We start from the raw sequence: 11967 nt of genomic DNA, 5'->3' as shown, positions 1-11967 counted from the left end.
ACGCCACACCACCGGGCTGTGCCCAACTGGCCCTGTCCCTTGGCCGCAGGCGCGGTTATACAGCCCGTGACCCCACTGCCATCACAGGAATATCGCCATGACCGACCTGACCCCATCTGAGGCCTGCAAGGATGCCGCCGCCCGCGCCGCTGTTGCGCTGGTCCAAGACGGGATGCGCCTTGGGCTTGGCACCGGCTCGACCGCGGCATTCATGGTCCGCCGTCTGGCCGAACGCGCCCGTGACGAGGGGCTGAATCTGCGCTGCGCCGCCACCTCCGAGGTCACGGCCGATCTGGCCACCAGCCTTGGCCTGACGGTCGAGGCGCTGGACGATATCGGCTGGCTGGACCTGACCATCGACGGCGCGGATGAGATCGACCCCGACCTGAACCTGATCAAGGGCGGCGGCGGCGCCTTGCTGCGCGAAAAGATCGTGGCGCGGGCCTCGGACCGGATGGTGGTGATCGCGGATCAGGACAAGGTCGTCGACACCCTTGGCGCCTTTCACCTGCCGGTCGAGGTGATCCCCTTTGGCTGGGAAACCACCAAGACGCTGATTGGCCGGGTGCTGGACCGGTTCGACCTGACCCAGCGCCCGATCCTGCTGCGCCGGCGCGACGACAAGGTGATGCGCACCGACGAGGGCAATGTCATCCTTGACCTCGCGCTAGAGGAAATTCCCTATCCCCATGATCTGGCCGCAGCGCTGAACGAACTGCCGGGCGTGGTTGAAAACGGGCTGTTTCTGAATATCTGCCGTCTGGCGCTGATCGGTCATGCCGATGGCACGGTGACGGAACTGACAGCAGAGGATGTGGCATGAGCTTCGATTTCGACCTGTTCGTGATTGGCGGCGGCTCGGGCGGGGTGCGCGCGGCGCGCATTTCCGCACAGCACGGCGCCCGCGTCGCCCTGGCCGAGGAAAGCCGCATGGGCGGCACCTGTGTCATTCGCGGCTGCGTGCCCAAAAAGCTGATGATCTTTGCCTCGGAAGCGCCGGAACTGGTGGGTTTGGCGCGGGGCTATGGCTGGTCGGCGCAGATGGGCAGTTTTGACTGGCCCGCCTTCCGCGCCAGGCTGCATACCGAATTGTCGCGGCTCGAGGCCGCTTATACCCGCAATTACGAGGCCGCAGGCGGGGTGCTGTTCAAACAGCGCGCCATGGTCGTTGACCCCCACACGGTCGAACTGGCCGATGGCAGCCGCCACAGCGCCAAACATATTCTGGTCGCGGTCGGTGGCCGCCCGCAACTGCCCGGCATCGAGGGCGAGGAACTGGGGCTGATCTCGGACGATCTGTTCGATCTGCCCGAAATGCCCGCGCGCGCGCTGGTGGTGGGGGGCGGGTTCATCGCCTGCGAATATGCCACCATCCTGAACGGGCTGGGGTCGGCGGTGACGCTGTCCTATCGCGGCGACAGCCTGCTGCGCGGCTTTGATCAGGACGGGCGCGATGCCGTGACCCAGCAGATTCGCGGCATCGGCGTCGATCTGCGCTGCGGCACGGTCATCACCCGGCTGGAAAAGACCGATACCGGCATCCGCGCCCATTACCGCGACGGCGACAGCACCGACCATGACGCGGTGTTCTTTGCCACCGGACGGTCACCCTATACCAAGGGGCTGGGGCTGGAACAGGCCGGGGTCCGGCTGGGGGACAAGGGGCAGGTCATTGTCGATGATTATTCCCAGACCAATATTCCCTCCATCTTTGCGGTGGGCGATGTCACCGACCGGGTGAACCTGACCCCGGTCGCCATCCGCGAGGGTCACGCCTTTGCCGATACCATCTTTGGCGCCACCCCGCGCAAGGTTGATCACAGCCTGATCGCCAGCGCCGTCTATACCCGCCCGTTCGAGCTGGCGACCGTCGGCCTGACCGAGGAGGAGGCCGCGCAGACCGGCCCGGTCGAGGTGTTTCAGACCGCCTTCCGCCCGATGCGCACCCTGTTTGCCGGGTCCGAGGCGCGGGTTCAGATGAAGCTGCTGGTCGCGGTCGACAGCCGCAAAGTGCTGGGGTGCCACATCTTCGGTCCCGAAGCCGGCGAGATGATCCAGCTGGCGGCGGTGGCCATCGGCATGGGCGCCACGAAAGAGGATTTCGACGCCACCTGCGCCGTGCATCCCACGCTGGCCGAGGAACTGGTGACCATGCGCAGCCCCAGCCGCCGCATCGGCTGAGGGCTGGCCCGGTGTGGCAGCTGGCGGGCCGAAGAGGATTGGCCTGACAGATTCGGGCCGGAACGCTCTGGGCCAAGGCGGGTGCGGGCCTGACAGGTCCGGGCGCTGACAGGTTTAGGGCACGCGCGGGCTTGACTTTCGGGCCTGCGACCCCAGTTTTCACCCTGACGTGAAGTGGCAAGAAAAAGGCGGAACGCATGGCTAATCAAGGCCCCTGGGGCGGTGGCAGCGGTGGGGATGACCGGGGTGGCGACAAGCGCCCCGAAGGGGGCAACCAGCCCTGGGGCAAGCCGGGCGCACCGCGTCCGCAAGGCCCGCGCGGCGAACAATCCCCCGAGATCGAGGATCTGATGCGCAAGGGTCAGGAACGCCTGCGCGTTCTGATGGGCGGCAAGGGTGGCTCGGGCGGCGGGCGCGGGTCCCAGCCGGGCGGCCAGTTGCCGCAGCTTGGGCGCGGCAGCTGGGGCATTATCGCGCTGGTGCTGATCGGCCTGTGGGCTTTTGTCAGCTTTTACCGCGTCCAGACCAACGAAAAAAGCGTCGAATTCCTGTTCGGAGAGGCGATCGGCGTTGGTGACGAGGGCCTCAATTTTGCCCCTTGGCCATTCGTGACCGCTGAAATCGTGCCCGTCACCGATGAACGCGTGACCGAGATCGGCACCGGTCGCAACGGCACCGCCGATAACGGGCTGATGCTGACCCGCGACCAGAACATCGTCGATATGGAATATCAGGTGGTCTGGAATATCTCGGACCCGGAAAAATACCTGTTCAATCTGGCCGATCCGCGCGACACCATCCGCGCCGTGGCGGAATCGTCGATGCGCGACATTATCGCGCGTTCTGAACTGGCCCCGATCCTGAACCGCGACCGTGGCGCCATTGGCAATGACCTGAAGGCCAGTGTTCAGGCCACGCTGGACAGCTATCAGTCCGGGATCAACGTGGTTCGCGTCAACCTTGACCGCGCCGACCCGCCAAGCGAGGTGATCGACGCCTTCCGCGAGGTGCAGGCCGCGCAACAAGAACGCGACCGGCTGACCAAAGAGGCCGACGCCTATGCCAACCGGGTTCTGGCCGCCGCCCGCGGCGAGGCCGCATCCGTGGTCGAACAGGCCGAAGCCTATCGCGCGCAGGCCGTCAACGGCGCCGAAGGCGAGGCCGCGCGCTTTAACTCGGTCTATGATGAATATGTCAAGGCACCCGAGGTGACGCGCCGCCGCATGTATCTGGAAACCATGGAAAAAGTTCTGGGTGGCGTCGATAAGGTCATCCTTGGCGAGGGCCAGAACGGCACCGGCGTGGTGCCCTATCTGCCGCTGGACCAGCTGCGCAGCAGTCAAAAAACCGTGGAGGGCAAATAACATGGCGAACGCAAAACGAACCCTTGCTGCCTTTGCCCTTCCGGCGGTGGTCGCGGCTTTCGTGGTCGGGCTGTCCTCGGTCTATATCGTGGACGAGCGTGAAAAGGCGCTGGTGTTGCGGCTTGGCCGGGTGGTCGATGTGCGCACCGAACCGGGGCTGGGCTTCAAGGTGCCGTTTCTGGATCAGGTGGCGCGTTATGACGACCGGATTCTGGGCCTGTCGACGCGCGACTCGCAAGAGGTCACACCGCTGGACGACCGTCGCCTGATCGTGGACGCCTTTGCCCGCTGGCGCATTGCCGACACGGTCCAGTTCCGCCGCGCCGTCGGGTCCGGCGGGATCGACACCGCGATGAACCGGCTGGAGCCGATCCTGAACAACGCCATCCGCGAGGTTCTGGGCACCGTGCCCTCGACCGCTGTGCTGTCGGATGACCGCACCGCGCTGATGAACCAGATCCGCGACGAGGCGCGCAAGAACGCCGCCAACCTTGGGGTCGATATCATCGACGTGCGCCTGACCCGCACCGACCTGCCTAAGCAGAACCTGTCAGCCACCTATGCCCGCATGAAAGCCGAGCGCGAGCGTGAGGCCGCCGACGAAATCGCCCGTGGTGGCGAGGCCGCGCAGCGCATCCGCGCCAGCGCCGACCGCACCGTGGTCGAGCTGACCTCGGAAGCGCGCAAAAAGGCCGAGGTCGTGCGCGGCGAGGCCGATGCCCGCCGCAACGCCATCTATGCCGAGGCCTTTGGGCGCGACCCGGAATTCTTTGCCTTCACGCGGTCAATGACCTCGTACGAGCGGGCCTTGCAGCCGGGCAATTCGCAGCTTGTCATCGCCCCCGAGGGCGAATTCTTTGACTATCTGCGCAGCGATGGCGGCGACCGCGCCAACCCGGCGCCAGCGCCAGCGGCACCGGATGCCGATACCGGCAAGGGCAACGCGCAGGGTGCCGGGGCACAGCCCGACGCCGCCGCATCCGAAACCGAACCCGAGGCCGCGACGGACCCGATTCCCGACGCCCCGGTCCCCGCGCAGTAATCGCGCGGTTGTGACGGTCCTCACGAACGGGGCGCGGATCTGCGGGTCCGCGCCCCGTTTTTCATCGGCAAACTCTTGCCAGACCCGGTTTTGCCAGTCACGATCAGTTCATCACGCGCGAGCGTGGATTTCTTGCAACGCGGGCCGAAATCCTTTTCATATCAAGCATGTTGTCCCCGTGGCCGGGCCTGGCCACGGACCCCGAACGCAAAGGACGATCAGATGAGCTTTCCCACCCCCCGTCTTCTGTCGCCGCGCCACCTGTTGACGGTGTCGTCGCTGGCGCTGGCGCTGGCTGCCGCCCCGCTGGCCGCACAGCAGGCCGCCCCGGTGACGGATGCCCCCGGCGCCGCCAACCGCAATGCGCCGCTGTCGGCCCCCGACACCCCGGCCAAGCGCGCACAGGTGATGCCCGACAGTTTTGCCGATCTGGTCGAACAGGTCAGCCCGGCGGTGGTCAATATCACCACCACATCGGTGGTTTCGACCCCGGCCAGCCCGTTCCCCGGCTTTCCCGAAAACAGCCCCTTCGGTGATCTGTTCCGCGATTTCGGCTTTCCCGGAATGCCGCAGGGCCGCGACGGGCAGGGCGGACCGATGACCCAGCAGCGGTCGAATGCGCTGGGGTCGGGCTTTGTGATTTCGGCCGATGGCTATATCGTGACCAATAACCACGTCATCGACGGCGCGGACGAGATCGAGATCGAATTCAAGGATGGCGGCAAGCGTCCGGCCAAGGTGATCGGCACCGACCCCAAAACCGACATCGCGCTGCTGAAGGTCGAGGGCACGGACCTGCCCTTTGTCAAGTTCGGTGACAGTGACCGCGCCCGCGTGGGCGATTGGGTGCTGGCGCTGGGGAACCCGCTGGGGCAGGGCTTTTCGGCCAGCTCGGGGATCATCTCGGCGCGCAACCGCGAATTGTCGGGCACTTATGACGATTATCTGCAAACCGATGCCGCCATCAATCGCGGCAATTCCGGCGGCCCGCTGTTTAACATGAACGGCGAGGTCGTAGGCGTGAACACCGCCATCCTGTCACCAAATGGCGGCAGTATCGGGATCGGATTTTCCATGGCCTCGAATGTGGTCAGCAAGGTGGTCGACCAGCTAAGCCAGTTTGGCGAAACCCGGCGCGGCTGGCTGGGGGTCAAGATCCAGAACGTGACCCCGGATATGGCCGACGCCTTGGGCATTGATGGCGGGCAGGGAGCGATGGTCACCGATGTGCCCACCGGCCCGGCGCTGGAAGCCGGGATCAAGGCCGGTGATGTCATCACCAGCTTTGACGGCGGCGAGGTCAAGGATACCCGCGATCTGGTGCGCCGGGTGGCCGATGCACCGGTCGGGCAGGCGGTGGACCTGACTGTGCTGCGCAATGGCAAGACCGAAACGCTGAAGGTCACGCTGGGGCGTCGCGAACTGGCCGAAGGCACCGACGATGCCGGTTCGGGGGCTGGCAATGGCAACGCCAGGGGCGATCTGCTGGGTATGACCCTGACGCCCCTGACCCCCGAAATGGCCGATCAGATGGGCATTGCCCCCGGCACCACCGGTCTGGTCGTGCGCGAGGTCGCCCCCGATGGCGTGGCCGCTGACAAGGGGCTGGCCGCGGGTGACCTGATCACCGAGGCCGGGCAACAGCCGGTCGCCAGCCTGAAAGATGTGCAGGACCGCATTGACGAAGCCCGCAAGGCCGGGCGCAAATCGGTGCTGCTGCTGATCCGCCGCAATGGCGAGCCGCATTTCCTGGCCCTGCCGGTTGACGGGGACAAATAACAGCCAATCCTGACCGGTTCCGCCGTGAACCGGGTCTGCCTGCCGGGCGGTCGTCATGATCGCCCGGTTTTTTCATCGCCTCGCGGGGGGTTTTCCTGCCCGCCGTGATGGCCTATCTGACGCAAAGCAAGGGGAACCAATATGGCCAAGATCATTTATATCGAACATAACGGCACCAAGCACGAGGTCGATGTCGCGCCCGGCATGACGGTGATGGAAGGCGCGCGCGACAATGGCGTGCCCGGCATTGATGCCGATTGCGGCGGCGCCTGTGCGTGCTCGACCTGCCATGTCTATGTGGCGCCCGAATGGGTTGACCGGCTGCCGGCCAAAGACCCGATGGAAGAGGATATGCTGGATTTCGCCTATCAGCCCGATCCCGCGACCTCGCGCCTGACCTGCCAGATCAAGGTCACCGCCGATCTGGACGGGCTGGTCGTTAACCTGCCGGTCAAACAGATCTGAGGTCCCGATGTCGGATTTCGTCCTGACCATCACCTGCGCCACCCAGCGCGGGATCGTTGCCGCCATATCGGGGTTTCTGGCCGAGCAGGGGTGCAATATTACCGACAGCGCCCAGTTCGACGATATGGAAAGCCGGCGCTTTTTCATGCGCGTCAGCTTTACCTCGGAACAGGGGGCGGGTGGTGATCAGCTGCGCCGCGCCTTCGGTCCCACCGCCGAAAGCTTTGGCATGGATTGGGCGCTGCATGATGCCGGCGCGCGGATGAAGGTGCTGCTGATGGTGTCGAATTTCGGCCACTGTCTGAACGACCTGCTGTATCGCTGGAAGATCGGGGCCTTGCCGGTCGACATTGTCGGTGTGGTGTCCAATCACCTGACCTATCAGAAACTGGTGGTCAATCACGACATCCCCTTCCACCACATCAAGGTCACCCGCGACAACAAGCCCGAGGCCGAGGCCCGGCTGATGCAGGTGGTCGAGGAAACCGGCACCGAACTGGTGGTGCTGGCGCGTTACATGCAGATCCTGTCAGACAAGCTGTGCGCGCGCATGTCGGGGCGGATCATCAATATCCACCATTCCTTCCTGCCCAGTTTCAAAGGGGCGAATCCGTATAAGCAGGCCTATGAACGCGGGGTCAAGCTGATCGGCGCGACGGCGCATTATGTCACCGCCGATCTGGATGAAGGACCGATCATCGAACAGGACACGGTGCGCGTGACCCATGCCCAATCGGCGGCCGATTACGTCACCCTTGGCCGCGATGTCGAGGCACAGGTGCTGGCCCGCGCCATCCATGCCCATATTCACCACCGGGTGTTCCTGAATGCCAGCCGCACTGTGGTCTTTCCCGCCAGCCCCGGCGAATATGTCAGCGAACGCATGGGCTGAAGGCGGCGGCAATGCCCGCAGCAGATGCCAAAGGGGCACCCGCTGGGTGCCCCTTTTTCGTGCCTTGCCCTGACGGTTTTGCCTGCCGGGCGTGGTTCAGCCGGGGCGCGTCGTGTCGGCGTCGCGGAATGTGTCGTGACGCACGAAATCGCGCACCGTATCGGTCAGCATCTGGGTGATATCGGCATCCTGTGGCATCCAGTTCAGCAAATGCCGGTCCAGATGCATCCGCGCCAGACCGTATAACATGCTGCGCAACGCCAGTAATTTGCGATTGATATCGGTCTGCGGCGGCAACAGCCCCTGTTCACGCGCCCGAACCAGCAGCCGCGTCAGCAGCAGGCGAATCCCCTCGTCATAGCGTTCCACATCGCCCTGCCGCAGAAATATCCGAGATATTGCGCTGGCTGACCAGAACGAACAGGCCGGGATTTTCCACCGACCATATCAGATAGCTGAGGGACAGCGCCTCGACCTGACCGATCAGGTCGCCGGCGGGAACCCGCGCGGTCATCCGGGTCGAGATATCGTTCAGGCGGATCATCCCCTGCTGCGCGACGGTGTTCAGCAGGTTTTCGCTGTTGCTGAACAGCTCGACCGCGCGGGCCTCGGTCAACCCGGCGCGTTCGGCAATCACGGCCATCGTCGGAAAGCAGGTCAGATTGCCGCCTGAGATCAGGTCAGCCGCGGCCTCGATCAGACGGTTAAAGTGATTCCCGGCCTGTGTGCCGGTCGACAGGTCGCTGTCCATATCCCCGTTACCAATAAAAAAGCCTGCGAGTATCATACGATACCCGCAGGGCGTGTCGTCAATAGATGGTTTCAGCCCTCGGCGCGGGCCGCGCGTTTACGTTCATGCGGGTCCAGATGGCGCTTGCGCAGCCGGATGTGTTTGGGCGTCACCTCGACCAGTTCGTCATCGTCGATATAGGCGATGGATTCCTCAAGGCTCATGCGGACGGGCGGGGTCAGGCGGACGGCCTCGTCCGTGCCCGATGCCCGCACGTTGGTCAGCTTTTTGCCCTTCAGCGGGTTCACCTCCAGGTCGTTATCGCGGGAATGTTCCCCGATGATCATGCCCTGATAGACCTTTTCCTGCGCGCCGATGAACATCTTGCCGCGCTCTTCCAGGTTCCACAGCGCATAGGCGACCGATTCGCCGTCCTCCATGCTGATCAGAACGCCCTGACGGCGGCCCTGAATGGCACCCTTGTAAGGGGTCCAGCCGTGGAAGATGCGGTTCAGCACCCCGTTGCCGCGGGTGTCGGTCATGAATTCGCCGTGATAGCCGATCAGCCCGCGCGAGGGCACATGCGCCACGATGCGGGTCTTGCCGTGACCGGCGGGCTTCATCTCGACCAGGTCGCCCTTGCGGTCGCCGGTCAGCTTTTCAATGACCGCGCCGGTATATTCATCGTCGACGTCGATGATGACCTCTTCCACCGGCTCCATGCGCTGGCCGTCTTCCTCGCGGAAGATCACGCGGGGGCGGGAAATCGACAGCTCGAACCCCTCGCGGCGCATGTTCTCGATCAGCACGCCCATCTGCAATTCGCCGCGGCCACTGACGACGAAAGCCTCGCCGCCGGGGGTGTCCTCGACCTTGATGGCGACGTTGGATTCGGCCTCTTTCATCAGCCGCTCGCGGATGACGCGGGACTGGACCTTGCTGCCATCACGCCCGGCCAGCGGCGAATCGTTGATGCCGAAGGTCACGCTGATGGTGGGCGGGTCGATGGGCTGTGCGTCCAGCGCGGTCTCGACCTCGGGGGCGCAGATGGTGTCGGCCACGGTGGCCTTGGCCATCCCCGCCAGCGTCACGATATCGCCTGCCACGGCCTCTTCAATGGGCTGCTGGGTCAGGCCGCGAAAGGCCAGAACCTTGCTGATGCGGAACTGTTCGATCCGCTCGCCATTGCGCGACAGCGCCTTGACGGTATCGCCGGCCCGCGCGGTGCCGGATTCGACGCGACCGGTCAGCATCCGGCCAAGGAAGTTATCCGCGCCAAGGGTGACGGCCAGCATCCGGAACGGTTCGTCCTTGTGCTGGATCTGTTTGGGCGGCTGCACATGGGTCAGGATCATGTCGAACAGCGCCGACAGGTCCTTGCGCGGGCCGTCCAGCGCCTCGTCCGCCCAACCGCCAATGCCGCTGGCGTAAAGATGGGGGAAATCAAGCTGTTCGTCATTTGCGCCCAGATTGGCGAACAGGTCGAACACCTCGTTCAGGGCATTGTCGGGGTCGGCGGCGGGCTTGTCGACCTTGTTCAGCACCACGATCGGGCGCAGACCCAGCGCCAGCGCCTTGGAGGTAACGAATTTCGTCTGCGGCATCGGGCCTTCGGCGGCATCGACCAGCAGGCAGACGCCATCCACCATCGACAGGATGCGTTCGACCTCGCCGCCGAAATCGGCGTGGCCGGGGGTGTCGACGATGTTGATGCGGGTGCCTTTCCATTCGACCGAGGTCGCCTTGGCCAGAATGGTAATGCCGCGTTCGCGTTCCAGATCGTTGCTGTCCATCGCGCGTTCCGCGACGGCCTGATTTTCACGGAAGCTGCCGGATTGCTTCAGAAGCTGGTCGACCATCGTGGTTTTGCCGTGGTCAACGTGGGCGATGATCGCGATATTGCGAATGTCCATAAGCGCGCCTTTTTCAGAGATTGGCGCCCCCCTAACGCGGATGCGGCAAAAAGACCAGCCAAGATATGAAAAAAGGGCGCCACGGGCGCCCCTTTTCGCGGTCTGGTGACCGGCTTAACGCAGCCCCAGCACCCCAAGGATGAACAGGACGACGACGACAAGCCCCACCAGATAGATAATCGAATTCATGACATACTCCTTGTTAACCATGCATCGGCCGGTTCTGGCCTTCGTCACGGTAACGAAGTTGCGAGCGGCCCGGTTCCCGACCCGGGGCGCGATTGTGCCATATCGTCGTTTTGCTGACGCAGCCAGCGCAGCCCGGCGGCGGTATTGGTGCGCGGCGTATATTCCGCCGATACCCAGCCGCGATAGCCCGCCGCATCGACAGCCCGGAAAAACGCCGCATAGTCGATATCGCTGTCCTGCGGTTCATGGCGCAGCGGCGCGCCGGCGATCTGGATATGGCGCACCAGCGCGGCGTGGCGGGCCCATGTCCCCAGCACATCGCCATTGATCAGGTGACAGTGGTAGGCGTCGAATTGCAGCCCCAGATTGGGGCGCCCGACCTCTGCGATGATCTGGGCGGCAAGGTCGAAATCGGACAGGAAATAACCCGGCATATCGGTCTGATTCAGCGGCTCGATCGTCAGGCTGGCATGGGGGGCGCGGTCACAGGCCCAACGCAGATTGGCCACCATGGCGGTATGGGCTGCCGCCCCCTCGGCGCGACCGGCCATGACGTGAATATGGCGGGCGTGAAGCACCTGCGCGAATTGCAGCGCGCGGGCAAAATCGTGGCGGAACCGTTCGCCCCCGCCGGGAATGGCAGCAAAGCCGCGCGGCCCGCCGGCCCAGTTCGGCGGCGGCGTGTTCATCAGCACGAGTTCGACCCCGGCCTTGCGGGCCGCCTTTGCCAGATCGCGCGCCGGCAGATCATAGGGGAACAGAACCTCGACCCCCTGAAACCCGGCGGCGCGGGCGGCGGCAAAGCGGTCCATCATCGGCCGTTCGGTGAACAGCATGGTCAGATTCGCGGCAAAACGGGCCATTACCCCCCCTCCAGCGCGAAGAAACAACCTTGCGAGGTCACGCCGATGCGCCCGTCCGGCCCCGGTGCCGCGGCATCGGCCAGGCGGTAAAAGCTCTTGCGGTCGATCAGTGCCTCAAGTCCCGCGCGCACCATGACATAGGGGCGCGGGGTGCCATCATCCCCGGTGGCGACGCGGATCGGGTTGTCCGGCCCGGCGGTCACGCGGTCGTCCACATTCGTGGTCAGGGTGATGCAATCCGGGGTAATATCGGCGTCAATGGCCAGAAACGGCGCGTCGATGACCCGGATTCCCAGCTTTTCCACCGGCGTGACCAGAAAGAACCGATCCCCCTCGCGCTTGAGGACGCTGGCGAACAGGCGCACCAGCGCGGGGCGGCCAATCGGCGTGCCCTCATGCACCCAGCTGCCATCGGGGCGGATCTCAAGATCCATTTCGCCGCAATAGGGCGGGTTCCACAGATGCACCGGCGCCGGCCCGCGCAGGCGGCTATCGCCGGTGGCATCGGCGATATCCTGCATCATATTGCGCGGGGGGGCGGCGGGATCG

12 protein-coding genes are annotated in these 11967 nt (G+C 64.6%); 7 read left to right on the top strand and 5 right to left on the bottom strand.

Going from position 1 to position 11967, the window contains the following annotated elements; all coding sequences use genetic code 11:
• Positions 1–97 precede the first annotated feature (97 nt).
• The 7 genes from rpiA (at position 98) to purU (ending at position 7723) form a co-directional block, all read left to right on the top strand.
• A complete protein-coding gene (gene rpiA / locus ACFXP9_RS07630) occupies positions 98–823 on the top strand; it encodes a ribose-5-phosphate isomerase RpiA (protein ID WP_397206888.1) in 726 nt (241 codons plus the stop codon).
• The gene (gorA, locus tag ACFXP9_RS07625) at positions 820–2181 is read left to right on the top strand and encodes a glutathione-disulfide reductase (RefSeq protein WP_397206890.1); all 1362 of its coding nucleotides are present in this window, start codon (positions 820–822) and stop codon (positions 2179–2181) included. Before rpiA ends, gorA begins: the two co-directional genes overlap by 4 nt.
• Before the next feature lie 197 nt (positions 2182–2378).
• Positions 2379–3545 carry an FtsH protease activity modulator HflK gene (gene hflK, locus ACFXP9_RS07620; RefSeq protein WP_397206892.1) on the top strand — a complete coding sequence of 389 codons (1167 nt, stop codon included), beginning with the start codon at positions 2379–2381 and terminating at the stop codon, positions 3543–3545.
• Between the two features lies 1 nt (position 3546).
• Positions 3547–4587, top strand: coding sequence for a protease modulator HflC (gene hflC / locus ACFXP9_RS07615; RefSeq protein WP_397206894.1), 1041 nt, complete (start codon positions 3547–3549; stop codon positions 4585–4587).
• Between the two features lie 222 nt (positions 4588–4809).
• The gene (locus ACFXP9_RS07610; protein WP_397206896.1) at positions 4810–6366 is read left to right on the top strand and encodes a DegQ family serine endoprotease; all 1557 of its coding nucleotides are present in this window, start codon (positions 4810–4812) and stop codon (positions 6364–6366) included.
• Positions 6367–6507: 141 nt separating this feature from the next.
• Positions 6508–6831, top strand: a complete 324-nt coding sequence (locus ACFXP9_RS07605) for a 2Fe-2S iron-sulfur cluster-binding protein (RefSeq protein WP_397206898.1) — start codon at positions 6508–6510, stop codon at positions 6829–6831.
• Positions 6832–6838: 7 nt separating this feature from the next.
• Entirely contained in the window at positions 6839–7723 is an 885-nt protein-coding gene (gene purU / locus ACFXP9_RS07600; RefSeq protein WP_397206900.1) for a formyltetrahydrofolate deformylase, read from the top strand.
• Positions 7724–7819: 96 nt separating this feature from the next.
• On the opposite strand, the gene ACFXP9_RS07595 is transcribed toward purU, so the two are convergent.
• From ACFXP9_RS07595 to ACFXP9_RS07575, 5 genes are all read right to left on the bottom strand, one after another.
• Positions 7820–8092 carry a hypothetical protein gene (locus tag ACFXP9_RS07595; RefSeq protein ID WP_397210132.1) on the bottom strand — a complete coding sequence of 91 codons (273 nt, stop codon included), beginning with the start codon at positions 8090–8092 and terminating at the stop codon, positions 7820–7822.
• Entirely contained in the window at positions 8079–8474 is a 396-nt protein-coding gene (locus tag ACFXP9_RS07590; protein ID WP_397210130.1) for a hypothetical protein, read from the bottom strand. The genes ACFXP9_RS07595 and ACFXP9_RS07590 overlap by 14 nt, the downstream gene beginning before the upstream one ends.
• 71 nt (positions 8475–8545) lie before the next feature.
• Complete coding sequence (typA, locus tag ACFXP9_RS07585) at positions 8546–10366, bottom strand: translational GTPase TypA (protein ID WP_397206904.1); 1821 nt, start codon at positions 10364–10366, stop codon at positions 8546–8548.
• 233 nt (positions 10367–10599) lie between these two features.
• Complete coding sequence (locus ACFXP9_RS07580; protein WP_397210128.1) at positions 10600–11418, bottom strand: hydroxypyruvate isomerase family protein; 819 nt, start codon at positions 11416–11418, stop codon at positions 10600–10602.
• Complete coding sequence (locus ACFXP9_RS07575; protein ID WP_397210152.1) at positions 11418–11942, bottom strand: DUF1285 domain-containing protein; 525 nt, start codon at positions 11940–11942, stop codon at positions 11418–11420. Before ACFXP9_RS07575 ends, ACFXP9_RS07580 begins: the two co-directional genes overlap by 1 nt.
• Positions 11943–11967: the final 25 nt, after the last annotated feature.

Source organism: Paracoccus jiaweipingae, from assembly GCF_044335505.1.
Taxonomy (GTDB): domain Bacteria; phylum Pseudomonadota; class Alphaproteobacteria; order Rhodobacterales; family Rhodobacteraceae; genus Paracoccus.
This window is presented reverse-complemented; position numbering and strand designations above follow the sequence as displayed.

Bases quoted from the DNA above. Each gene is read 5' to 3' on its own strand.
- ACFXP9_RS07605 (WP_397206898.1), top strand. From the start codon at position 6,508: ATGGCCAAGATCATTTATATCGAACATAACGGCACCAAGCACGAGGTC.
- gorA (WP_397206890.1), top strand. From the start codon at position 820: ATGAGCTTCGATTTCGACCTGTTCGTGATTGGCGGCGGCTCGGGCGGG.
- ACFXP9_RS07580 (WP_397210128.1), bottom strand. From the start codon at position 11,418: ATGGCCCGTTTTGCCGCGAATCTGACCATGCTGTTCACCGAACGGCCG.
- purU (WP_397206900.1), top strand. From the start codon at position 6,839: ATGTCGGATTTCGTCCTGACCATCACCTGCGCCACCCAGCGCGGGATC.
- typA (WP_397206904.1), bottom strand. From the start codon at position 10,366: ATGGACATTCGCAATATCGCGATCATCGCCCACGTTGACCACGGCAAA.
- hflC (WP_397206894.1), top strand. From the start codon at position 3,547: ATGGCGAACGCAAAACGAACCCTTGCTGCCTTTGCCCTTCCGGCGGTG.
- rpiA (WP_397206888.1), top strand. From the start codon at position 98: ATGACCGACCTGACCCCATCTGAGGCCTGCAAGGATGCCGCCGCCCGC.
- hflK (WP_397206892.1), top strand. From the start codon at position 2,379: ATGGCTAATCAAGGCCCCTGGGGCGGTGGCAGCGGTGGGGATGACCGG.
- ACFXP9_RS07590 (WP_397210130.1), bottom strand. From the start codon at position 8,474: ATGGACAGCGACCTGTCGACCGGCACACAGGCCGGGAATCACTTTAAC.
- ACFXP9_RS07575 (WP_397210152.1), bottom strand. From the start codon at position 11,942: ATGATGCAGGATATCGCCGATGCCACCGGCGATAGCCGCCTGCGCGGG.
- ACFXP9_RS07610 (WP_397206896.1), top strand. From the start codon at position 4,810: ATGAGCTTTCCCACCCCCCGTCTTCTGTCGCCGCGCCACCTGTTGACG.